We start from the raw sequence: 22,889 nt of genomic DNA, 5'->3' as shown, positions 1-22,889 counted from the left end.
TACGTCAGGGTCAGGACCGCAGGTCGCGGCGCACGCCGGCGCGAGACGAGCGGTCGGCCGGGGCGCCCCTTGGGCCCTCTGACCTGCCCATGAGTAAGGGGCGCCGGCTGGTGCCGACGCCCCTTACCTCAGTTACCGCGTGTTATCAGCTGCAGCCGCTGGTCGAGCCGCAGCCCTCGCAGATGTAGCAGGAACCGGCCCGCTGCATCTTCGTGCCGCAGGAGAAGCAGAGCGGGGCGTCGGCCTGGATGCCCAGCTGCATCTCCACCAGCTCGGCGCTGGTGTGGGCCTGCTTCGGGGCGGCCTTGGCCACCTCGGCCTCCGCCTTCGGCGTGGCGACCGCCTTCAGCTCCTGGGCGCGGGGCGCCGACTGGGCCAGGCCCTCGACGTCGACCTCGTCCTCGTCGATGGACTGCTCGTAGGAGCCCGTCTCCAGGTGGCGCTGGCGCTCCTCGGCGGAGTGGATGCCGAGGGCGGAGCGGGTCTCGAAGGGCAGGAAGTCCAGCGCCAGGCGGCGGAAGATGTAGTCGACGATCGACTGCGCCATCCGCACGTCCGGGTCGTCCGTCATGCCGGCCGGCTCGAAGCGCATGTTGGTGAACTTCGAGACGTACGTCTCCAGGGGCACGCCGTACTGGAGGCCGACGGAGACCGCGATGGAGAAGGCGTCCATCATGCCCGCGAGGGTCGAGCCCTGCTTGGACATCTTCAGGAAGACCTCGCCGAGACCGTCGTCCGGGTAGGAGTTGGCGGTCATGTAGCCCTCGGCGCCACCGACGGTGAAGGACGTGGTGATGCCGGGGCGGCCCTTCGGGAGACGCTTGCGGACGGGGCGGTACTCGACCACCTTCTCGACCGCGGCACGGATCGTGTCCTCGGTCTTCTCGGTGATCTCGGCCTTCTCGTCCTCCTTCTTCTTGGCGGAGAGCGGCTGGCCGACCTTGCAGTTGTCGCGGTAGATCGCGAGCGCCTTGACGCCGAGCTTCCAGGCCTCGTAGTAGATCTCCTCGACCTCCTCGACGGTCGCCGTCTCCGGCATGTTGACCGTCTTGGAGATGGCACCGGAGATCCAGGGCTGGATCGCGGCCATCATGCGGACGTGGCCCATCGGGGAGATGGCACGCTCGCCCATGGCGCAGTCGAACACCTCGTAGTGCTCGGGCTTGAGGCCCGGGGCGTCGATCACATTGCCGTGGTCGGCGATGTGGGCGACGACCGCCTCGATCTGCTCCTCCTGGTAGCCCAGGCGGCGCAGGGCCTGCGGGACGGTGCCGTTGACGATCTGCATCGAGCCGCCGCCGACGAGCTTCTTGAACTTCACCAGGGCGAGGTCGGGCTCGACACCGGTGGTGTCGCAGGACATCGCCAGACCGATGGTGCCGGTCGGGGCGAGCACGGACGCCTGGGAGTTACGGAAACCGTTCTGCTCCCCGACGCGCAGGACGTCCTGCCAGGCCTCGGTGGCCGCGGCCCACACCGGGGTGTCCAGGTCGTCCATGCGGACGGCCGTGCCGTTGGCGTCGGAGTGCTGCTTCATGACGCGCTTGTGGGCGTCAGCGTTGCGGGCGTAGCCGTCGTAGGGGCCGACGACCGCGGCCAGCTCGGCGGAGCGGCGGTAGGCCGTACCCGTCATCAGGGAGGTGATGGCACCGGCCAGGGCGCGGCCGCCGTCCGAGTCGTACGCGTGGCCGGTGGCCATCAGCAGCGCGCCGAGGTTGGCATAGCCGATGCCCAGCTGGCGGAACGCGCGGGTGTTCTCGCCGATCTTCTGGGTCGGGAAGTCCGCGAAGCAGATCGAGATGTCCATCGCGGTGATGACCAGCTCGACGACCTTCTGGAAGCGCTCGGTCTCGAAGGACTGGGTGCCCTTGCCGTCGTCCTTGAGGAACTTCATCAGGTTCAGCGAGGCCAGGTTGCAGGACGTGTTGTCCAGGTGCATGTACTCGCTGCACGGGTTCGACGCGGTGATGCGGCCGGACTCGGGGCAGGTGTGCCAGTTGTTGATGGTGTCGTCGTACTGGATGCCCGGGTCGGCGCAGGCCCAGGCGGCCTCGGCGATCTTGCGGAAGAGCGCCTTGGCGTCGACCTCCTCGATGACCTCACCGGTCATACGGGCTCGCAGGCCGAAGTTGCCGCCCTTCTCGACCGCGGACATGAACTCGTCGTTCACGCGGACCGAGTTGTTGGCGTTCTGGTACTGGACGGACGTGATGTCGTCGCCGCCCAGGTCCATGTCGAAGCCCGCGTCGCGCAGGACGCGGATCTTCTCCTCCTCGCTGACCTTCGTCTGGATGAAGTCCTCGATGTCGGGGTGGTCGACGTCGAGCACGACCATCTTGGCGGCACGACGCGTGGCGCCACCGGACTTGATGGTGCCGGCGGAGGCGTCGGCGCCGCGCATGAAGGAGACCGGGCCGGAGGCGTTGCCGCCGGAGGACAGGAGTTCCTTGGAGGACCGGATGCGGGAGAGGTTCAGGCCGGCGCCGGAGCCGCCCTTGAAGATCATCCCCTCTTCCTTGTACCAGTCGAGGATCGACTCCATGGAGTCGTCGACGGACAGGATGAAGCACGCCGAGACCTGCTGGGGCTGCGGGGTGCCGACGTTGAACCAGACGGGGCTGTTGAAGCTGAAGATCTGGTGCAGGAGGGCGTACGCCAGCTCGTGCTCGAAGATCTCGGCGTCGGCGGGGGACGCGAAGTACTTGTGGTCCTCGCCGGCCTTCCGGTACGTCTTCACGATGCGGTCGATCAGCTGCTTGAGGCTGACCTCACGCTGCGGGGTGCCGACGGCACCGCGGAAGTACTTGCTGGTGACGATGTTGACCGCGTTCACCGACCAGAAGTCGGGGAACTCGACGCCACGCTGCTCGAAGTTGACCGAGCCGTCGCGCCAGTTGGTCATGACGACGTCACGACGCTCCCACGCCACCTCGTCGTACGGGTGCACGCCGGGGGTGGTGTGGATGCGTTCGATGCGCAGTCCCTTGGTGGTCTTGGCTCCCTTGGCTCGGGAACCTCGTGCCGGACCGCTCGCCGTCTCTGTCATGCCGCCTCCCTGTACGGGCGAAAACGCCCTGAAGTGCCACGATGTTCCCGTGACACGGTGTTCTGTCTGGTGCTGCGGGCTCCCTCACGCTGCCGCCCGCAACAGGTCCTGGGTCGCCGCCTCCCGGCCGGAACCCGGGTCTCCGTCCGGTTTCCGGCCCGCCGGTCAGTCGGCGGCGTGGGCGGGCACGGGAACCTGAGTGGTCCCTCCGCGCCCGCGGTCGTCTTCCTGGCTCCCCGCTCCCGCGTCCTCGTCGTCGTTCGCGGCGGGGCACCGCCCGCCTTCCCTCAGCTCCGCGATGGCGGCCTCGAAGTCCTCGAGCGAGTCGAACGCACGGTAGACCGAGGCGAACCGCAGAAAGGCGACGAGGTCGAGTTCCTGCAACGGGCCGAGTATGGCCAGACCCACGTCATGGGTGGTCAGCTCGGCGCTTCCGGTGGCCCGCACCGCCTCCTCGACCCGCTGGCCGAGCTGGGCGAGGGCGTCCTCGGTGACAGGCCGTCCCTGGCATGCCTTGCGCACACCGTTGATGACCTTGGTACGGCTGAAGGGTTCGGTCACTCCGGACCGCTTCACCACCATGAGCGAGCACGTCTCCACGGTCGTGAAACGACGGGAGCAGTCGGGGCACTGGCGGCGCCTGCGGATCGACGTGCCGTCGTCGGTCGTACGGCTGTCGACCACACGGCTGTCGGGGTGCCTGCAGAAGGGGCAGTGCATGTTCTCCAACCCTCCTCACAGCAGACTCAACAGCCTCGCCGGACCACAGGGGCCCCTCGAAGCAGCCCTAAGCATAGGCGATCGCGGCGGGCCAGAAGACCCGGGTCCCCCCGAAAACCACAACTTGTGGGTCGGTGTAGCCATCCAACCACTAGATGTGGGGATCACTGCATACACCGAGGCAGAGTCGCGTGTCGCCGCGTGACGACGGGGAATCGGGCGGCGGAACGGCATCGGGCCCCCGCGCACCCCGTGCCCCGCATCCGTCCCCGCACACGTCGGACAACACGCGGGCGCACGGCCGTATCGCCCGGGCATGTGCGGAGATACCGTGGGCGCCGGACGGAGGACGCGTAGGACTCCGGCCCAGAAGGGTCCGGCAGCCCGGTCCACGGGATTCCGGATGGCAGACTGGGGCAGCAACCCACGAGGTGATCCACCCCGGCGGTGAAGAGTACAACAATGGGTGCTTTTGCCCGCCAGGGGTCGCGTGAGCCATACACCCGGACACATGATCACGACAGGTGAATCGCACTTTTTCACTCGAACGTGTGTTTGGCGCAACCTTTCGAAAGCAACTACCGTTGTGCAGCAGGGAGACCATCGAGAGGGGCCGACGTGACCACCACCGCAGACAGTGCCACCATCACTGCCCAGGACCGCTCCCAGGGCCGAGTCGAGCCGGTACATGCGATGAACGAAGCCACGAATCCCGAGGGGCACAAGCGCTCCCTGCCGGGCCGACCTCCAGGCATCCGGGCGGACAGCTCGGGGCTCACCGACCGGCAGCGCCGGGTGATCGAGGTCATCAGGGACTCCGTGCAGCGGCGCGGCTACCCGCCGTCGATGCGCGAGATCGGCCAGGCCGTCGGCCTCTCCAGCACCTCTTCGGTCGCGCACCAGCTCATGGCCCTGGAGCGCAAGGGCTTCCTGCGCCGTGACCCGCACCGCCCGCGTGCGTACGAGGTCCGCGGTTCCGACCAGGCCGTGACCGTGCAGCCCACGGACACCGCCGGCAAGCCCGCCGCGTCCTACGTCCCGTTGGTCGGCCGTATCGCCGCAGGTGGCCCGATCCTCGCCGAGGAGTCGGTCGAGGACGTGTTCCCGCTGCCCCGGCAGCTCGTCGGCGACGGCGAGCTGTTCGTCCTCAAGGTCGTCGGTGACTCCATGATCGAGGCCGCCATCTGCGACGGCGACTGGGTCACCGTCCGCCGCCAGCCGGTCGCCGAGAACGGCGACATCGTCGCCGCCATGCTCGACGGTGAGGCCACCGTCAAGCGCTTCAAGCGCGAGGACGGCCACGTCTGGCTGCTCCCCCACAACGCGGCCTACGAGCCCATCCCCGGTGACGACGCGACCATCCTGGGCAAGGTCGTCGCCGTGCTGCGGCGCGTCTGACAGCCGCGGCGGACGGGCCCCGCGGCCCCTCCCCCTGACCGGGCCCCGGAACCCCTGCGCCGGTTCCGGGGCCCTGTGCGTTCGTCGCACCTCCGGCCGCGCGCTGTCCCGGGCCACGGCTACCGAACCAGGCCGCCGGCTGAGGCGGAGCGTCTCAGCCGGGCCGGCCGGCTAGCCGGCTTCCGTCTACTCGGCCCCTTCTGTCTGCTTGGCCGCTTCCGTCTGCTCGGCCCCCTCTGTCTGCTTGGCCGCCGCGTCGATCGCCGCGAGCGACCTGCGCACCTGGTTGCGGTCCGTCGTGTACCAGAAGTCGGGCAGCGAAGCCTTGAGATAGCCGCCGTAGCGAGCCGTCGCCAGCCGCTGGTCCAGGATCGCGACCACGCCGCGGTCCCCGGAGGCGCGCACCAGGCGGCCGGCACCCTGGGCCATGAGCAGCGCCGCGTGGGTCGCGGCCACCGCCATGAAGCCGTTGCCTCCCGCCTCCTCCACCGCCTTCTGGCGGGCGCTCATCAGCGGGTCGTCGGGGCGCGGAAACGGGATCTTGTCCATGACGACCAGCTGGCAGCTCGGCCCCGGGACGTCGACGCCCTGCCACAGCGACAGCGTGCCGAACAGACAGGTCCTGGGGTCGGCCGCGAAGTTCTTGATCAGCTCACCGAGGGTCTCCTCGCCCTGGAGCAGGATCGGGAACTCCGGGATCCGCGAGCGCAGCTCCTCGGCGGCGAGCTGGGCCGCCCGCATGGAGGAGAACAGTCCGAGGGTGCGGCCGCCGGCGGACTGGATCAGCTCGGTCAGCTCGTCGAGCATGTCGGTGCGCTCACCGTCCCTCGCGGGGCGCGCGAGGTGTTTGGCGACGTACAGGATGCCCTGCTTGCGGTAGTCGAAGGGGGAGCCGACGTCCACGCCCTTCCACGGGGGCAGGTCGTCGCCCTCGGCGCCTTCCGGGCCCAGGCCCAGCGAGGCGCCGACGCCGTTGAAGTCGCCGCCCAGCTTGAGCGTCGCCGAGGTGAGGACCACACTGCGGTCCGCGAACAGCTTCTCCCTCAGCAGCCCGGAGACCGACATGGGGGCGACACACAGGGAGGCACCGAAACGGTCATGGCGCTCGTACCAGACGACGTCCCACTCGGAGCCGTTCACCACCCGCTCGGCCACGTCGTGCACCGTCTCCACCGAGGCCAGCGCCTGCTTGCGCACCGCGTCCTCGTCCTGGACGGACTTGTCGCGGGTGGAGCCGATCGCGGTGATCACCGTTCGGGCGGCGTCCCGCAGCGCCATCAGCGCGTAGCCGAGGTCCTCGGGGATCTCCTCCAGGCGGCCCGGCAGCGCCAGCTCCATCACCCGCTCGAAGCCCTCGGCGGCGGTCTGGAGCTGGTCGGCGGCCTTCTCGTTGACGAGCTTGGCGGCTCGGCGGACGGCGCGGTTGACCTGACCGGGGGTGAGCTCGCCGGTGGCGACGCCGGTGACCCGGGAGACCAGCTCATGGGCCTCGTCCACGATCAGGACCTCGTGCTGCGGGAGCACGGGAGCGCCCTCGATGGCGTCGATGGCCAGGAGCGCGTGGTTCGTGACGACGACCTCGGCGAGCTTGGCGCGCTCGCGGGCCATCTCCGCGAAGCACTCGGCACCGTAGGCGCACTTCGACGCGCCCAGGCACTCCCGCGAGGAGACCGACACCTGGGCCCAGGCCCGGTCGGAGACACCCGGTGTGAGGCCGTCGCGGTCACCGGTCTCGGTCTCGTCGGCCCAGTCCCGCAGGCGCAGCAGGTCCTGGCCCAGCTTGCTGGTGGGCGCGGCGGCCTCGAACTGGTCGAAGAGGCCGTCCTCCTCGTCCTGGGGCATGCCCTCGTGCAGGCGGTGCAGGCACAGGTAGTTCGACCTGCCTTTGAGCATGGCGAAATCCGGACGCCGGCGCAGCAGCGGGTGCAGGGCGTCGACGGTGCGGGGCAGGTCGCGCTCCACCAGCTGCCGCTGCAGTGCGAGCGTGGCCGTGGCGACGATCACCCGCTCCCCGTGGGCGAGCGCGGGCACGAGGTAGCCGAGCGACTTTCCGGTGCCGGTGCCGGCCTGGACCAGCAGGTGGGATCCGTCGTCGATCGCTTCGGCGACCGCTTCGGCCATGGTCACCTGGCCGGGGCGCTCCGTGCCGCCGACGGCTGCGACGGCGGCATGGAGGAGTTCGGGGAGTGAGGGCTTCGTCATAGCCCGACCACCCTACGGCCCGGGACTGACAAACGGGCGATCACGATCTTCCTCTCGTCCTTCTCTCCGCGCGCGGGCGCTACATCCGGCCGCGCCGCACCCGGTCGCGGGTCATGAGGGCCGCCCGCTTGCCGGGCAGGTCGACCTCGGCCGCGATCCGGAATCCGGCGCTCAGGAAGGCGGCCACGGAGGAAGCGTTGCGCAGATCGGGCTCCGCGAGGACCCGGGCGCAGGTGGGGCGGCGGTCGAGGATCAGCTCGGCCACGGCTCCGAGCAGCGCGGAGCCGAGCCCCCGCGCCCGGTCGGCGGCGTCACCGATGAGCAGGTGGATCCCGGTGTCGTGCGGCCGCGCCGGATAGTGCCGGGCGAGCGGGTCCAGGTCCGCCCGGTAGATCTCCCAGTAGCTCATGGGGGTGCCGTCCAGCACGCCCAGGCAGGGCACGCTGCGCCCGTCGCCGTCGAGCTGGGCGCGCAGGTGGCCCTCCGTCCGCTCCTGGGGCCCGGCCAGCTCCCAGAAGGAGGCCACGGCGGGGTCGTTCATCCAGCGGTGGACGAGCGGCAGGTCGTGGTCGAGGCGTACCGGAACCAGCTGGAATCCGCCCACGGAGGTCGCGGTCGGTCCCCAGGCGGCGACGTCGTCGAGCAGGTCGTCCCGGCTGCCGGCACAGCGGTCCGCGCTCCCGCCGGCCGGAGCGGAGCCGAAGAGCGCGACGAACTCGGCCGGCAGTCTCAGGTCCAGCGTGTCCTCGCCGTCGCCGAACGACGCGGTGTCCCCCGCGGTCGCGGGGGCTCCACGACCGCCGGTGTCCCGGTCGCCGGCCGCGCCGGTGGCTCGCGCCTCGTCGAGGGGGACGGAGAAGGGGCCGGTGCCGGCGCTCGCGTCGGTGGAAGGCACGGTGCGCTCCTCTCGGGAACGAAGGGGGTCGGGGTCCTCGGCGTCGGCGGAAGACGGGGCGGTGCGCTGCCGCGCGCTCGTGCTCAGCACTGCAGGGGGTTGGCGATGGTGACGTAGACGGACTGGGTGTCGACGGGACCGACGAGTTCGTCCAGGCCGTGCAGTCGGGTCAGCAGGTTGGCCTTGCACCGCAGGACCGGCGAGTCGAGCAGGAGCGCGGGCAGCGGGCTGCGCGGCGCGGCGGCTCCCGAGGCGATGTCCGTGAGGAAGCCGCGGAAGGCCGCGAGGAGCAGCCGTTCGTCGGCGAGGCCCTGGGAACCGAACGCGCCGATCAGGCCGAACACGTTGTTGACGGCCAGGTAGTAGGCGAAGCGTTCGTCGGTGACCTCGTCGGAGACGAACGTGTCGCTGTGCTCGCCGATGCCGGGCAGCCGCGCGTCGAGTTCGTCCCGCCGGGACTCGCGGAAGTAGTAGCCCTGGTTGTCGCGGTAGCGGCCGCCGGCGGGCCAGCCTTCCGGGTCGAGCAGGAGCAGCGTGTTCTGCTGGTGGGCTTCGAGGGCGATGCCGGCCTCGCTGTCCAGCCAGAGCACGGGCCGTACGACCTGTTCGAGGTAGCGCAGGAACCACTCCGCGGCGACGGCTCCCACCGGCCGGCCGGTGCGGGTGGCGAGCCCGGCCACGAGCTGCGCCAGCCGGGACCCGTGGCGGCGGACGGCGCCCGGCGGCGCCGGCGCTGTAAGCCCTGTCGGTGCCGTCGGCGAGGCGTCGGGGCCGGTTTCCGCGAGGGGACGGGGCGAGACGAGTCCGGCGACGCAGCTGACGTCGTCGGCCGGGGTGAACGGGTTGTGCCTGATCACGACGTCGAGGCCGGGCAGGGGACGGCCGTCGGGGCCGTCGACGGCGAGCCAGGCCGGGTCGCGGACGATGTCGAAGCCGGGGTGCACGGCCTGCCACTGCTTCGCCAGGCCGCTGCGCAGCAGCCGGTGCACCTCGACCCCGCGATGGAGTTCCTTGCGCAGGTTCTCGCGCCGGGAGTTGGTGATGCGCAGGCCCAGCGACAGCTTGAGCATCGCGGGCGCGCCGGTCCGGTGGACCGTGCGTACGGAGGAGGTGGGGTACCAGGGCGCGCCGAGGGGGCCGAGGTCGCGGAGGGCGCCGGAGTCGAGCAGGGCGGCGACCGCGGGGCGGTGCCGGACCTCGCGCGCCTGCCAGGGGTGCAGCGGGAGGACGGCGTGGCCGTCGGGCAGGAACGGCCCGGGTCCGGCGAGGCGCCGGGTCAGCTCACCCGCGGGCAGCGGCCGGCCCCGTTCGGTCCAGGCCGAGTCGGTCCTGAGCAGGGAGGGGGCGACCGCCATCCAGTGCAGCGGGAAGGAGCCGCGCAGCTCGGGTGAGTAGAGCCGGGTCTCGGCGTCGGTCAGACCTTCCCTGCTCTTCGGCGTCGGATGGAGGGGGTGGCCGAGGAGGAGGGCCTGTTCCGCGGCGAGGAAGAGGTCGGGCCCGTCGGCCGGGTGCGCGCGGCGGTCGCGGATGAAGGTCGCGGTGCGGCGCAGGGAGTCGGCCACCCTGGCGACGAGGTCCGCGCCGTCGTGGACGGGGGCATCGGCGGCCGGGCCGTCGTCGGCACGGACGCCGTCGGGGGAGCCGTCGTGGGCGCGGACGTCGGTGGCCGAGGTGGGGTGGGCGTCGCCGCCCTGGACGGGGACGCCCTGGGCCGGTCCGCCCTGGGCCGGTCCGCCCTGGGCGGGGACGGGTGTGGGGCTGCCCGCGACCTGCCCGGTGCCGTCAGTGCAGTCAGTGGTGCCCGGCGTCTCCCTGGCGAGCAGTGCCGCGAGTGTGACGGCGTCGACGGGTGGGGCGGCTTCGGGCGCTCCGGCGAGGCGGGGCGGTCCGAAGCGGTGCCAGCCGGTCGGGGACCAGTGGTGCACCGGTGCGAGCAGCGCGGTACCGCTGCCGGGCAGCGGGATGCCGAGGGTGCCGTCGGCGGGGGCGGTGAGGTTGGTCTCGCGGACCCAGCAGCGCAGGAGGTTGTCGACGGCGGCCGCCTGGGCGGCGGTGCGGGGGTCGGGATCGTCCAGCGGGTCGACGCCAGGGGTGCCGGGGGTGCCGGGCCGGCCGGGCTGTGCGGGGCCAGGGGTCCGGCGCTTCTGCTGGGGAACCGCCTCGGCGAGCGGGACGGATGCGGGCTGGTGCCCGGAGTCGCCTGGTTCCTCGGGGCTTCCGGAGCGGCCGTCGGGGGTGGGGGTGGCGTTCAAGACGGCTCCTCGGGGCTGGGCAGTGGTGGTGCGGGGTGGTGCCGGTGGCGTGGGTGGTGCGAAGTGGGGTTGGTGGCGCGAGGTTGTGCCGGTGGTGCGCGTACGACCGGCTGTCTGCTCAGGCACCGGGGTCCCGTCGGCCGAGCGCCCCTCGCCCGGTGCCTGTCGTCGGCGGCGTCTGCCGGCGGTGCGAGCCTGACCTGACACCTCGGCCGCGCACCGAGACGGGGCGACACGGCCGGAGGGACCAAGTCGGCCGCCGGGCGACGACGGTCAGCCGGTGCGTGGAGCGGGCCCGTCGTCACGGCGTCGGCCGCGGCCGTGGTCCCTGCGGTGGCGGGCCGCCGCGGCGACCGCGTCGGACAGCCGGTCGAGTACGGCCGCCGCCTGTTCGTCGCTGATGGTGAGCGGCGGAAGGAGCCGTACGACTCCGGCGTGACGGCCGCCGAGTTCCACGATGAGGCCGCGGTGCAGGCACTCCCGCTGGACGGCGGCGGCGAGTTCGGGGTCGGCGGGGCACGGCGAGCGGTCCGGGTCCGCCCCGGTCATCAGGGCGTCGGGCTCATCAGGCTCCCCGGCGAGGGGCCCCTCACCCGGCCCGGTTCTCTCGCCCTCGGGGTCGACCAGTTCGAGACCGATCATCAGACCGCGCCCCCGGACGTCCCCGACGCACGGGAACGCGTCCCGCAGGGCGCGCAGCCGGGTCAGCATCCGGGAGCCGAGTGCGGCAGCCCGTTCGGCCAGGCCGTTCTCGCGGACGTAGACCAGGGTGGCGGTGCCCGCGGCCATGGCGAGCTGGTTGCCGCGGAAGGTTCCGGCGTGGGCTCCGGGCCGCCAGACGTCGAGGTCGTCGCGGTAGACGACCACGGCGAGCGGCAGACTGCCGCCGATGGCCTTGGACAGCACCATGACGTCGGGTGTGACGCCGCTGTGGTCGACGCCCCAGAAGGCGCCGGTGCGGCCGACGCCGGTCTGGATCTCGTCGGCGATCAGCGGGACGGACCGGTCGGCCGTGATCCGCCGCATGCGGCGCAGCCAGTCGTCCGGCGCCGGGATCACCCCGCCCTCGCCCTGGACGGGCTCGACGATCATCCCAGCGGGCAGCGGCACGCCGGACTTGGGGTCGTCGAGAAGCGACTCGGTGTAGCGGGCGGAGAGTTCGGCGCCGCGCGGGCCGCCGACCCCGAAGGGACAGCGGTAGTCCTGCGGGTACGGCAGGCGGGCGACCCGGACGTCCCCGGCGCCGCCGGACGCGGCCAGGGCGGCGGCCGTCATGCCGTGGTAGGCGCCGGTGAAGGCGAGCATGCCGGTGCGCCCGGTCGCCGCCCGGACGAGTTTGAAGGCGGCCTCGACCGCGTCGGTGCCGGCCGGTCCGCAGAACTGGACGCGGGCGCGGTCGGCGAGACCCGGTGGCAGGGTCCGGAACAGCTCGGTGGTGAAGGCGTCCTTGACGGGGGTCGCCAGGTCGAGGACGGAGAGCGGGGCGCCCGAGTCGAGGACGCGGCGGATGGCCTCCAGGACGACCGGGTGGTTGTGTCCGAGGGCGAGCGTCCCGGCGCCGGAGAGGCAGTCCAGGTAGCGGCGGCCGTCGGCGCCCTCGATGGTCAGCCCGCGTGCGCGCACGGGCACGATGGGCAGGGCCCGGGCGTAGGTGCGCGCCGCTGATTCGCGCGCCGACTGGCGCCGCAGGATGCCCTCGTGCACGGCGCGCGCTTCCTCGCGCGCGCCCTCAGCCACCGACTCGGTCACGGCCACTGCTCGCTGTCCTCCCGCTGTCCAGAGGCGAGTTGTCCGACGGGGACCGGGCACAGGCAGCAGCCCCCTCACCGCTACCAACCGCTGATCGGCCCGCGGGTTACGGGTTGCTTCAAGATCCTTGCCGTGACGGAACTGTTGCCGGTCCGTCGGAAGTCCCCCACAGCGACCGCATAGTGTGTGGTCCCGTTCCCAGCGGTCCGCGCAGCCGGCGTGAACTCCCCGTGAGTTCCCGGCCGGTGTGCGGGCCGAGCGCCTAGTTCCTTCACAGCAGGGGGAGTCACGACCATGCGATCCATACGACCGTCGTTCACCGTTCGCCGAGGGAGGGGCGCGTCCCGCAGAACCTCCCCCGTGCCGGCGACGGTCGCCCTCGTCTCCGTGCTGGCGCTGACCGCCACCGCCTGCAACGGCGACGACCACGCCGACGCCAAGCCGTCGGTCAGCGCGACGGCGGGCACGGATGGGAAGATCAAGATTCCGGACGACATCCGGAAGCGGCTCCGCGAGCACGGGATCGACATCGACAAGTGGAAGGGCGGCGCCTGGAAGAACTGGAACCGGGACGACTGGCTGCGCGAGGCCAACGACTTCGTCAACCCGATCATCAAGGGCCTGTGGGACCCGCACCGGATGCGGGACGCCAACGACCCCGACAAGAAGGTCGACGACAACGACATCTCCGGTGACCAGGGAGTGACGGACCCGACGCCGGCGCCGGTGCGGGCCCAGCCGGTCCGGGCGCCGTACCACACCGGCGCCGCCACGTCGGGCAAGGTGTTCTTCGACTCCCCCGAGGGCACCATGGTCTGCTCGGCGACGGTCGTGGAGGACCCGGCCCACCCGGGCAAGTCCAACCTCATCTGGACGGCGGGCCACTGTGTGCACGCCGGCAAGAAGGGCGGCTGGTACCGCAACATCGCGTTCGTGCCGTCGTACAACAACGCGGGCAAGTCGAACGCCGAGCTGCGGGACGCTTCCAGGGCCGAGGTCGCGCCGTACGGGGTGTGGTGGGCCGACGCGGCGAAGACCTCGCAGCAGTGGATCGACCAGGGCGGCGAGACCGGCGGCAACGGGGCGTCGTACGACTTCGCGGTCATCCATGTGACGCCGGAGCAGGGCAGCGCCGGCAAGTCGCTGGAAGAGACCGTCGGCGGCGCCCTCCCGGTGAACTTCAACGCCCCCGCCGTGCCGCAGGTGCGGAGCATCACGGCCTCCGGCTACCCGGCGGCGGCTCCCTACGACGGTCAGCTGCTCTACCAGTGCCAGGACAAGCCGGGCCGGCTGTCGATCCAGCGGACGGACCCGACGATGTACCGGATCGGCTGCACGATGACCGGCGGTTCCTCCGGCGGCGGCTGGGTGGAGACGGGCTCCGACGGCAAGCCGGCACTGGTCTCCAACACCTCCATCGGCCCGGTGTCCGCGGGCTGGCTGGCGGGTCCGCGGCTGGGTGAGGTGGCCAAGGGCGTGTACGACTCGGTCAGCAAGAAGTTCGCCGGGCGCTGACGGCGGCACGGGCGGCGGCGGGAGGCGGGCCGCCGGGCCGGTTTCGCGACCGCCCCGGCGGCCCGCCTCCACCGGGACAGGACGAAGGCCCGCCACCCGTCAGGGGGTGGCGGGCCTTCGTCCTGCCGGAAGATCAGGCCGCGGGGGCCGGCGTGTACGGCGCCAGGTCCGCCGCCAGCTCCTCGTGCACCCGGACCTTGAGCAGGGTGCCCTCCGCGGTGTGCTCCTCGGAGATCACCTCGCCCTCGGTGTGCGCGCGGGCGACGAGCTTGCCGTGCGTGTAGGGCACGAGTGCCTCGACCTCGACCGAGGGGCGGGGCAGCTCGTCGTCGATCAGCGTGAGCAGCTGCTCGATGCCCCGGCCGGTACGGGCCGACACCGCGATCGAGCGCTTCTCCACCCGCAGCAGCCGCTGGAGCACCAGCGGGTCGGCCGCGTCCGCCTTGTTGATCACGACGATCTCGGGCACGTCGGTGGCGCCGACGTCGCGGATCACCTCGCGCACCGCGGCGAGCTGCTCCTCCGGGTCGGGGTGCGAGCCGTCCACCACGTGCAGGATCAGGTCGGCGTCACCGACCTCCTCCATGGTGGAGCGGAACGCCTCGACCAGGTGGTGCGGCAGGTGCCGGACGAAGCCGACGGTGTCGGCGAGCGTGTACAGCCTGCCGCTCGGGGTCTCCGCGCGGCGGACGGTCGGGTCCAGGGTCGCGAACAGGGCGTTCTCGACCAGGACGCCGGCACCGGTGAGGCGGTTGAGCAGGGAGGACTTACCGGCGTTGGTGTAGCCCGCGATGGCGACCGACGGCACCTTGTTGCGCCGTCGCTCCTGGCGCTTGATCTCGCGGCCGGTCTTCATCTCCGCGATCTCCCGGCGCATCTTCGCCATCTTCTCGCGGATCCGACGCCGGTCCGTCTCGATCTTGGTCTCACCGGGGCCACGGGTGGCCAGGCCACCGCGACCGCCACCCATCTGGCGGGACAGGGACTGGCCCCAGCCGCGCAGCCTCGGCAGCATGTACTGCATCTGCGCGAGCGCGACCTGCGCCTTGCCCTCTCGTGACTTGGCGTGCTGGGCGAAGATGTCGAGGATCAGGGCCGTACGGTCGATGACCTTGACCTTGACGACGTCCTCCAGCTGGATCAGCTGGCCGGGGCTCAGCTCACCGTCGCAGATCACGGTGTCCGCGCCCGACTCGAGCACGATGTCCCTGAGCTCCAGCGCCTTGCCGGAGCCGATGTAGGTGGCCGCGTCCGGCTTGTCGCGGCGCTGGATCACGCCGTCGAGCACGAGCGCGCCCGCGGTCTCCGCGAGGGCGGCCAGCTCCGCGAGGGAGTTGTCCGCGTCCTGGGCGGTTCCCGTGGTCCACACGCCGACGAGCACGACCCGCTCCAGGCGGAGCTGGCGGTACTCGACCTCGGTGACGTCCTCCAGCTCGGTGGAGAGGCCCACCACGCGGCGCAGGGCCGCGCGCTCGGAGCGGTCGAACTGGTCGCCGTCCCGCTCGCCGTCGATCTCGTGGCTCCAGGCGACGTCCTCTTCCATCAGGGCATCGGCCCGAAGACCTTCGGTGGTGTGCGCTGCGCGCTTGGTGTCCTGGGAAGGGGAAGAAGAGGAGGTCATTGGATCCTTAACGTCGATGGGATGAGCGATCCGCCGGTGGCGACACCGGCGGTCAGGGGGTACAACGCTCGGGTACCCCGGGAGATTCCCGTGTCCCGTGCCGCGCCGACCTGAAAATGGTCGCACGGCACGGCCCGTCTCGTCACCGTCTTATTTCGGGATCCGCAGCTGGGGAGCCTTGCCCTGGGCCACGCTCTTCCAGTCCGGGTGACCGGGCATGGGCGGGGTCTTCTCGCCGTAGAGCCAGTCGTGGAAGAAGCCGTTCAGGTCGCGGCCGGCGACGGCGGAGGCGAGGCGGACGAAGTCGGCGGTGGTGGCCGTGGAGTCCCGGTGCTCGCGCACCCACAGCCGCTCCAGGCGCTCGAAGGCGTCCCGGCCGATCTCCTGGCGCAGGGCGTAGAGCAGCAGCGCGGCTCCGTCGTAGATGTTCGGGCGGAAGATGCTGATCTTCTCGCCGGGCTGGGGCGGCTTGGGCATGCCGGGCGGGCCGCCGGCGGCCCGCCAGCGGTCGGAGGCGCCGTAGGCGGCCTTCATCCGGTCCACCATGGGCCGGTGCGCCTTCTCCTCCGAGTAGAGGCTCTCGTACCAGGTGGCGTGCCCCTCGTTCAGCCAGACGTCGGACCAGGTGCGGGGGCTGACGCTGTCCCCGAACCACTGGTGCGACAGCTCGTGCACCATGATCGAGTCCAGATACCAGGAGGGGTAGGCGGGGTCGCCGAACAGGTCCTTCTCGAAGAGCGAGAGGGTCTGCGTCTCCAGTTCGAACCCGGTGTCGGCCTGCGCCATGAGCACGCCGTAGGTCTCGAACGGGAAGTCGCCGACCTTGCTCTCCATCCAGGCGATCTGGTCGGGCGTCTTGGCCAGCCAGGGTTCGAGCGCCTTGCGGTCGGCGCTGGGCACGACGTCCCGGACCGGCAGTCCGTGCGGGCCCTGGCGGTGCAGGACGGCGGAGCGCCCGATGGACACCTGGGCCAGTTCGGTGGCCATGGGGTGCAGGGTGCGGTAGGTCCAGGTGGTGGCGGCGCCGACCCGCTCCGATCCGAGGGGCACCCCGTTGGCGACGGCGGTGTAGCCGTTCGGGGCGGTGATCCGGATCGTGAACCGCGCCTTGTCCGAGGGGTGGTCGTTGCACGGGAAGACCAGATGGGCGGCGTCGGCCTGGTTGGCCATCGCGAGGCCGTCGGCGGTGCGCACCCAGCCGCCGTCCTGGTCCTTCGCCGCGACCGGGTCGCTGGTGTGCTTCACGGTGATCCGCATCCAGCGGCCCTTGGGCAGCCGGTGCTCCGGGGTGACGACCAGGTCCTCGCCGGCGCCGGTGAAGGCGGCGGGCCGGCCGTTGACCTCGACGGACTCGACCTTCCCGTGCGCGAAGTCCAGGTTGACGCGGTCGAGGGCGGTGGTGGTGTGGGCGTCGATGGTGGTGACGGCCCGCAGCGGTTTGTCGTTGGCGCCGGAATAGGTGAAGGACAGGTCGTACGCCGTCACGTCGTACCCCGGGTTGCCGAGGTACGGATAGAGGCGGTCGCCGACGCCCAGGGGCTCGGCGGGCGCGGCGGCGGCGAGGAGGCAGACGCTGACGGCGGAGGCGAGCAGGGCGGCCTTGCGGCGGCCGAGCGGCCTGCGCGACGGGCGCGGGCGGGGCTTGAGCGACATGCCACACCGCTACCAGCGCGCACGCGCGTCACTGCGGCGACGCGCGCCCGGCCCACCCGAACGAGTTGGTACGACGACGCCTTCTGCACCGCCGGGGGCCGGCGCGACGACCGGCTGCCGGCGCCGGTCCTGCTACTGGTGCCTGGCCCGGTCCACGTCGTACACGCCGGGTACGTCGCGCATGGCGCGCATCAGGGCCGGGAGGTGGGCCGCGTCGGGCAGCTGGAGGCTGTAGGTGTGGCGGACCCTTCCCTGGCTGGGCGGTTCGACGGTCGCGGAGACGATCTCGACGCCCTCCGTGGCGATGGCCTCGGTGAGGTCGGCGAGCAGATGCGGGCGGCCGAACGATTCAGCGACGAGCGTGACCCGGCATTCGGTGGTCTCCCCCCAGCGCACGTCGACCTCCGCGCGCCCCCGGCTCTTCATGTGCGCCACCGCCGCGCACTGCTCGCGGTGCACGGTGACCACTCCCCCGCGTACCAGGAAGCCCGTGATCTCGTCGGGCGGCACCGGGGTGCAGCACCCGGCGAGGCGTACCGAGGCCCCCGGCCGGTCCACCAGGACCTCGGCGCCGCGCGGGCGGGTGTCGAGGGCACCCTCGGCAGGGACGGGCCGGACGGGCGGGCCGCTCACCGTGCCCGGGTCGTCGGCCTCGTTCTCGCCGGTCTCGGCCGGGTGCGTCGCGAGCCACCGCTGGATGGCGATGCGGGCGGCGGGGGTGTGGGCGTGCTCCAGCCACTCGCGGGACGGTTCTGAGGCCGGGTCCTGGCCCATGAGGAGCTGGACCGTGTCGCCGTCCCGCAGGACCGTGCTGAGCGTCGCCAGGCGGCCGTTGACGCGGGCGCCGATGCAGGCGTGGGCGTCCTCGCCGTACTGCGCGTAGGCGGCGTCCACGCAGGTGGCGCCCTCGGGCAGGCCCAGGGTGCCGCCGTCGGGCCGGAAGACGGTGATCTCCCGGTCCTGGGCCAGGTCCTCGCGCAGGGTGGACCAGAAGGTGTCGGGGTCGGGCGCGGCCCGCTGCCAGTCGAGGAGCCGGGAGAGCCAGCCGGGGCGGGTGGGGTCGGCGCGCTCGCCGTCGGCCGGGTCGTCGGAGCCCGGGGTGTACGGGTTGCCGAGGGCGATGACCCCGGCCTCGGCGACCTTGTGCATCTGGTGGGTGCGGATGAGGACTTCGGCGACCTGGCCGTCCCCGCGGGCGACCGCGGTGTGCAGCGACTGGTAGAGGTTGAACTTCGGTACGGCGATGAAGTCCTTGAACTCCGAGACCACCGGGGTCATGCAGGTGTGCAGTTCGCCCAGGACGCCGTAACAGTCCGCGTCCTCGTTGACGAGCACCAGCAGCCGGCCGAAGTCGGCGCCGCGCAGTTCGCCGCGCTTGCGGGAGACGCGGTGCACGGAGACGAAGTGGCGCGGGCGGATGAGGACTTCGGCCGGGATGTCGGCCTCGCGCAGCACCACGCGCACCTGGTCGGCGATCTCCGCGAGGGTGTCGTCGGGGCGTGCCGCGTTCCGGGCGATCAGTTCCCGGGTGTGCTCGTACTCCTCGGGGTGGAGGATGGCGAAGACCAGGTCCTCGAGTTCGGTCTTCAGGGCCTGCACGCCCAGGCGTTCGGCGAGCGGGATGAGGACGTCCCGGGTGACCTTGGCGATCCGCGCCTGTTTCTCGGGGCGCATCACGCCGAGGGTGCGCATGTTGTGCAGGCGGTCGGCGAGTTTGATCGACATCACGCGCACGTCGCTGCCGGTGGCCACGAGCATCTTGCGGAAGGTCTCGGGCTCGGCGGCCGCGCCGTAGTCGACCTTCTCCAGCTTGGTGACGCCGTCGACGAGGTAGCGCACCTCCTCGCCGAACTGTTCGCGCACCTGGTCCAGCGTCACGTCGGTGTCCTCGACGGTGTCGTGGAGCAGGGAGGCCGTCAGGGTGGTGGTCTCCGCGCCGAGTTCGGCGAGGATCAGGGTCACGGCCAGCGGGTGCGTGATGTACGGCTCGCCGCTCTTGCGCATCTGGCCGCGGTGCGAGGACTCGGCCAGGACGTAGGCGCGGCGCAGGGGTTCGAGGTCGGCGTCGGGGTGGTGGGCGCGGTGCGCCTCGACGACGTGGCCGATGGCGTCGGGCAGCCTGCCGCGGGCGGCGGGGCCGAGCAGCGCGGCCCGGCCGAGCCGACGCAGGTCGATCCGGGCCCGGGACTTCCTGCGGGCCGTCGCGGGCGCTGTGGGCGCTACCGGGCCAGGGGTCGCAGGGTTCGTGGCCTCCGCACTCATGGGCACCTCCGGCTCGTGGACCGGCGGACGGAGCCCCAGGGGGTACGTGGCCCATGGGTTGGCGACGTTCCCCCGTCCGTGCCGGTGCTTGATGCTACCGAGCCCATCACGTATGACTGACCGCCTCTCGCCGAGCGTGAAACGGATCACCCCATCGAGCGACGCGAATGAGGTTTAGAGTTTGCGCCACCTGCCCTGTACTCGGCCGTGGTTTCGAACGGCTCCGGCCCGCGGAAACCGCTGGTACCGGTGTCCGGGGCCGTGACGGCCGAGGTTTCAGCAGGTCACCGGAGGGCGCTTTCCAGCCAGTCGGCGTCGATCTCGCCTTCGGCGACGATCACGGCCGGACCGGTCATCTCGATCTCGCCGTCGGGGCGTTCGGTGATGACCAGGCGCCCGCCGGGCAGGTCCACCGTGTACGTCACCGGGGTGCCGGTGACGGCCGGGTCGGCGCCGTCGCGCCGGGCGGCGGCCACGGCGACCGCGCACGCGCCGGTGCCGCAGGAGCGGGTCTCGCCGGAGCCGCGCTCGTGCACGCGCATCGCCACGTGACGGGGACCGCGGTCGACGACGAACTCGACGTTGACCCCTTCGGGGTAGGCGGCGGCCGGGCTGAACGGCGGCGGGCCGAACAGGTCGCCCGCGTGCGCCAGGTCGTCGACGAAGGCGACGGCGTGCGGGTTGCCCATGTTCACGTTGCGCGCGGGCCAGCTGCGCTCGCCGACGCTCACCGTGACGTCCCCCTCGGGGAGCCGGGCGCTGCCCATGCCGACGGTGATGTCGCCGTCCTTGTCGATGTGCACGGACTTCACCCCCGCGCGCGTGGCGATCGCGAGGTCGCCCTCGTCCACCAGCCCGGCGTGCCGGAGGTAGCGGGCGAACACGCGGGTGCCGTTGCCGCACATCTCGGCGATCGAGCCGTCGCCGTTGCGGTAGTCCATGAACCACTCCGCCTCGGCGGCCATCGACCGGGCCTCGGGGTGCGCCGCGGACCGCACGACGTGCAGGACCCCGTCGCCGCCGATGCCGGCGCGGCGGTCGCACAGGGCGGCCACGGCGGCCGGGGTGAGGTCGAGGGTGTTCTCGGGGTCCGGGACGATCACGAAGTCGTTCTCGGTGCCGTGACCCTTGAGGAAGGCGATCCGCGTGCTCATTCCTCGAGGGTACGCGCCGCCCGCCGCAAGGGGCCGGGCGCTCCCCCGCCGGGACGGCTCAGCGCAGCCGTGCCACGCGCCAGACGGCGAGGACCGCCACCACGGCGACCAGCAGGACGTATCCGAGCACGACCCGCCAGTCGGGTCTGCGTCCGGAGCCGCGCGGAGGCAGGCCGGGCCAGGTGTAGCCGACCCGGCGGGCGGCCATCATGCCCCAGCCGGCCGCGCAGGAGCAGATCAGCAGTCCCAGCATGGCGATGACCGCGCCGCTGTCGCCGAAGTCGAAGGCGAGCGGGAAGGCGAACATCAGGGAGCCGCCCGCGGCCAGGGCCACGATGGGCGCCAGCTGCCAGATGCGCAGCCGCCGCTGCGGGCGCAGCTCGACCTCGACCTCGGGACCGCCCGCGTACATCTCCTCGGGCGTCGGCCCGTCGGCTGTCACGCCTCCGGAGGTCTCCTCGGGCCCGTCGTCGGTCAGGTCGCCCAGACGGTCCTCACCCAGTTCCGGTTCGCCACCGTCGGTGGTGACGTGCTCGGCACTGTGTGCGGTGTCGCGAGGGCCGGCCTCCATCGCCACGCGCCCTCCCAACTAGGACTCCACTGGTCGATCGAAGCTCGATGATGGCACGGCGTCAGAGGCCGCGATGACCGGCGGCGCATCCCGATGCCATGACGTGATCAGGCTGTGACCGGTCGTTCGACCAACGTCAGAGCCCGCCCGGGAAGTTCCCCGCGGTCGGCCGCGGCCCCACTCAGCCAGTGCACCCGGGGATCGCGCCTGAACCAGGAATCCTGGCGGCGCGCGAAGCGCTTGGTGGCGCGGATCGTCTCGGCCCGCGCTTCCGCTTCGGTGCACTCCCCGGCGAGCGCCGCGAGCACCTGCTGGTACCCCAGCGCGCGGGACGCGGTACGGCCCTCGCGCAGCCCCCGCGCCTCCAGGTCCCGCACCTCGTCCACGAGGCCCTGCTCCCACATCACGTCGACGCGGCGCGCGATGCGCTCGTCGAGCTCGGGGCGGGCGACGTCGACGCCGATCTGGACGGTGTCGTAGACCGAGTCGTGGCCGGGCAGGTTGGCGGTGAACGGCTGCCCGGTGATCTCGATCACTTCCAGGGCCCGGACGATACGGCGTCCGTTGCTGGGCAGGATCGCGCGGCCGGCCTCGGGGTCGGCGGCGGCCAGGCGCGCGTGCAGCGCGCCGGAGCCGCGCAGCGCCAGCTCCTCCTCCAGGCGGGCCCTGACCTCGGGGTCGGTGCCGGGGAACTCCAGGTTGTCGACGGCTCCGCGGACGTACAGCCCCGAGCCCCCCACCAGGACCGGCCAGCGGCCTTCGGCGAGCAGCGCGTCGATCCGCGCGCGGGCGAGTTTCTGGTACTCGGCGACGGAGGCGGCGACGGTCACGTCCCAGATGTCGAGCAGGTGGTGCGGGACGCCGCCGCGCTCCTCGGGCGTCAGCTTGGCGGTGCCGATGTCCATCCCCCGGTAGAGCTGCATGGAGTCGGCGTTGACGACCTCACCCCCGAGCCGCTGGGCCAGGTATACCCCCAGATCGGACTTTCCGGCCGCTGTGGGGCCGACGACGGCGATGACGCGGGGGGCGAGGGGTGCGCTGCTCACCGCACCAGTCTCGCAAACGTCGCCACCACGCCTCGAACGGGTTACGTGACGGCCCGTGTCCCGGGTCGTTGCACCGACGTGCCGTCCAGTCGATCTTCAGGATCCCGGTGACCGGGGTGGCGCAAACGGACGCACCGCGTGACGCGGGATTTCGCCCGCACGAGTAACGTATGGAGTTGATATGGGCGTTTTTGCACGGATCCTCGGCAGGTCGCCGAAGGCGACACGAGAGGCGTCGGCCGCCGAGGCTCCGGCCGGCACCGGGCCGGGAGAGGCCGGGGCGGGGGCGGCCGGGCCGGGAGAGGCCGAGGTGGCGGAGGCGGTCGGGACGGCGGAGGTGACGGGAGCGGAGGCCGAGGGACCGGATGCGGACGCGCCCGGGAGCGCGGCCGAGCGGCCGGAGGCCGCCGGGGCCCGCCCGGCCGAGGGGGCCGAGATCCCCAGGCAGCAGTCCGCCGACGAGGCCGCCGACAGCGAGGCCGGTGAGAACGCCCGCACATGACCGTGCCCGTGAGGGAAGGTGGACCATGCGTCTTTTGGAGAACGTGAAGGCCAGGCTCGCGCCGGCCAAGGACAAGATGTCGGACTTCGCGCGCCGGCACGAGGACAAGGTCCAGCACGGGATCGAGAAGGCCGCGAAGGCCGTAGACGACCGCACCAAGCACAAGTACAGCGACAAGATCCACGCGGGTACGAGCAAGACGAAGCACGCGATGGACCGCCTCGCGCACATGGAGGGTCCACAGGCCGGTGGCACCACGACCGCCACGCGCCCCGAGGGCCCGCCGCCGGCTTCCTGAACGGC

General features: G+C 72.0%; 16 protein-coding genes. 4 read left to right on the top strand and 12 right to left on the bottom strand.

The window, feature by feature from the left end:
- Window positions 1–145: 145 nt before the first annotated feature.
- Window positions 146–3,046, bottom strand: a complete 2,901-nt coding sequence (locus tag B446_RS27295; protein WP_020942653.1) for a vitamin B12-dependent ribonucleotide reductase — start codon at window positions 3,044–3,046, stop codon at window positions 146–148.
- Between the two features lie 165 nt (window positions 3,047–3,211).
- Window positions 3,212–3,766: a transcriptional regulator NrdR gene (gene nrdR, locus B446_RS27290; protein ID WP_020942652.1), complete on the bottom strand. Its 555-nt coding sequence runs from the start codon at window positions 3,764–3,766 to the stop codon at window positions 3,212–3,214.
- Window positions 3,767–4,384: 618 nt separating this feature from the next.
- Here nrdR and lexA point away from each other — a divergent pair.
- Window positions 4,385–5,164 (top strand): transcriptional repressor LexA, encoded by a 780-nt coding sequence (gene lexA, locus B446_RS27285; protein ID WP_030750750.1) that lies wholly within the window; start codon window positions 4,385–4,387, stop codon window positions 5,162–5,164.
- A 186-nt stretch (window positions 5,165–5,350) separates the two neighbouring features.
- Here the strand turns inward: lexA and B446_RS27280 are convergent, their stop codons facing one another.
- From B446_RS27280 to B446_RS27265, 4 genes are all read right to left on the bottom strand, one after another.
- Window positions 5,351–7,366 carry an ATP-dependent DNA helicase gene (locus tag B446_RS27280; protein WP_020942651.1) on the bottom strand — a complete coding sequence of 672 codons (2,016 nt, stop codon included), beginning with the start codon at window positions 7,364–7,366 and terminating at the stop codon, window positions 5,351–5,353.
- Between the two features lie 79 nt (window positions 7,367–7,445).
- A complete protein-coding gene (locus B446_RS27275; RefSeq protein WP_020942650.1) occupies window positions 7,446–8,261 on the bottom strand; it encodes a GNAT family N-acetyltransferase in 816 nt (271 codons plus the stop codon).
- 83 nt (window positions 8,262–8,344) lie between these two features.
- Window positions 8,345–10,513 (bottom strand): IucA/IucC family protein, encoded by a 2,169-nt coding sequence (locus B446_RS27270; RefSeq protein WP_020942649.1) that lies wholly within the window; start codon window positions 10,511–10,513, stop codon window positions 8,345–8,347.
- Between the two features lie 273 nt (window positions 10,514–10,786).
- Window positions 10,787–12,268: a diaminobutyrate--2-oxoglutarate transaminase family protein gene (locus tag B446_RS27265; protein ID WP_020942648.1), complete on the bottom strand. Its 1,482-nt coding sequence runs from the start codon at window positions 12,266–12,268 to the stop codon at window positions 10,787–10,789.
- Window positions 12,269–12,556: 288 nt separating this feature from the next.
- Here B446_RS27265 and B446_RS27260 point away from each other — a divergent pair, with 288 nt between their 5' ends.
- On the top strand, window positions 12,557–13,777 hold the full coding sequence (locus tag B446_RS27260; protein ID WP_193384502.1) for a trypsin-like serine peptidase: 1,221 nt from the start codon (window positions 12,557–12,559) through the stop codon (window positions 13,775–13,777).
- Window positions 13,778–13,910: 133 nt separating this feature from the next.
- Here B446_RS27260 and hflX read toward each other — a convergent pair whose 3' ends face one another.
- The 6 genes from hflX to miaA all read right to left on the bottom strand — a co-directional run bounded on the left by hflX (window position 13,911) and on the right by miaA (window position 22,084).
- The gene (hflX, locus tag B446_RS27255) at window positions 13,911–15,398 is read right to left on the bottom strand and encodes a GTPase HflX (RefSeq protein ID WP_043476526.1); all 1,488 of its coding nucleotides are present in this window, start codon (window positions 15,396–15,398) and stop codon (window positions 13,911–13,913) included.
- Between the two features lie 150 nt (window positions 15,399–15,548).
- Window positions 15,549–17,051 carry a M1 family metallopeptidase gene (locus B446_RS27250; RefSeq protein WP_020942645.1) on the bottom strand — a complete coding sequence of 501 codons (1,503 nt, stop codon included), beginning with the start codon at window positions 17,049–17,051 and terminating at the stop codon, window positions 15,549–15,551.
- A gap of 132 nt (window positions 17,052–17,183) precedes the next feature.
- On the bottom strand, window positions 17,184–19,313 hold the full coding sequence (locus B446_RS27245) for a RelA/SpoT family protein (protein WP_020942644.1): 2,130 nt from the start codon (window positions 19,311–19,313) through the stop codon (window positions 17,184–17,186).
- A gap of 284 nt (window positions 19,314–19,597) precedes the next feature.
- Window positions 19,598–20,467, bottom strand: a complete 870-nt coding sequence (gene dapF / locus B446_RS27240) for a diaminopimelate epimerase (protein WP_020942643.1) — start codon at window positions 20,465–20,467, stop codon at window positions 19,598–19,600.
- 58 nt (window positions 20,468–20,525) lie between these two features.
- On the bottom strand, window positions 20,526–21,038 hold the full coding sequence (locus B446_RS27235; protein WP_043476523.1) for a hypothetical protein: 513 nt from the start codon (window positions 21,036–21,038) through the stop codon (window positions 20,526–20,528).
- Between the two features lie 107 nt (window positions 21,039–21,145).
- The gene (gene miaA / locus B446_RS27230; RefSeq protein ID WP_020942641.1) at window positions 21,146–22,084 is read right to left on the bottom strand and encodes a tRNA (adenosine(37)-N6)-dimethylallyltransferase MiaA; all 939 of its coding nucleotides are present in this window, start codon (window positions 22,082–22,084) and stop codon (window positions 21,146–21,148) included.
- A gap of 181 nt (window positions 22,085–22,265) precedes the next feature.
- On the opposite strand from miaA, the gene B446_RS27225 reads away from it, so the two are divergent.
- Window positions 22,266–22,586: a hypothetical protein gene (locus B446_RS27225; RefSeq protein WP_020942640.1), complete on the top strand. Its 321-nt coding sequence runs from the start codon at window positions 22,266–22,268 to the stop codon at window positions 22,584–22,586.
- Window positions 22,587–22,611: 25 nt separating this feature from the next.
- On the top strand, window positions 22,612–22,884 hold the full coding sequence (locus tag B446_RS27220) for an antitoxin (RefSeq protein WP_043476520.1): 273 nt from the start codon (window positions 22,612–22,614) through the stop codon (window positions 22,882–22,884).
- Window positions 22,885–22,889 lie beyond the last annotated feature (5 nt).

It is taken from the genome of Streptomyces collinus Tu 365, assembly GCF_000444875.1.
Classification (GTDB): domain Bacteria; phylum Actinomycetota; class Actinomycetes; order Streptomycetales; family Streptomycetaceae; genus Streptomyces; species Streptomyces collinus_A.
Note: the sequence above shows the minus strand (reverse complement) of the source record. Positions and strands in the feature narration are given on the sequence as shown.

Excerpts from the sequence above, each read along its gene's own strand:
- B446_RS27250 (WP_020942645.1), bottom strand. The coding sequence starts at position 17,051 with ATGTCGCTCAAGCCCCGCCCGCGCCCGTCGCGCAGGCCGCTCGGCCGC.
- B446_RS27260 (WP_193384502.1), top strand. The coding sequence starts at position 12,557 with ATGCGATCCATACGACCGTCGTTCACCGTTCGCCGAGGGAGGGGCGCG.
- B446_RS27220 (WP_043476520.1), top strand. The coding sequence starts at position 22,612 with ATGCGTCTTTTGGAGAACGTGAAGGCCAGGCTCGCGCCGGCCAAGGAC.
- B446_RS27280 (WP_020942651.1), bottom strand. The coding sequence starts at position 7,366 with ATGACGAAGCCCTCACTCCCCGAACTCCTCCATGCCGCCGTCGCAGCC.
- nrdR (WP_020942652.1), bottom strand. The coding sequence starts at position 3,766 with ATGCACTGCCCCTTCTGCAGGCACCCCGACAGCCGTGTGGTCGACAGC.
- B446_RS27295 (WP_020942653.1), bottom strand. The coding sequence starts at position 3,046 with ATGACAGAGACGGCGAGCGGTCCGGCACGAGGTTCCCGAGCCAAGGGA.
- B446_RS27225 (WP_020942640.1), top strand. The coding sequence starts at position 22,266 with ATGGGCGTTTTTGCACGGATCCTCGGCAGGTCGCCGAAGGCGACACGA.
- hflX (WP_043476526.1), bottom strand. The coding sequence starts at position 15,398 with ATGACCTCCTCTTCTTCCCCTTCCCAGGACACCAAGCGCGCAGCGCAC.
- B446_RS27245 (WP_020942644.1), bottom strand. The coding sequence starts at position 19,313 with ATGAGTGCGGAGGCCACGAACCCTGCGACCCCTGGCCCGGTAGCGCCC.
- dapF (WP_020942643.1), bottom strand. The coding sequence starts at position 20,467 with ATGAGCACGCGGATCGCCTTCCTCAAGGGTCACGGCACCGAGAACGAC.
- B446_RS27235 (WP_043476523.1), bottom strand. The coding sequence starts at position 21,038 with ATGGAGGCCGGCCCTCGCGACACCGCACACAGTGCCGAGCACGTCACC.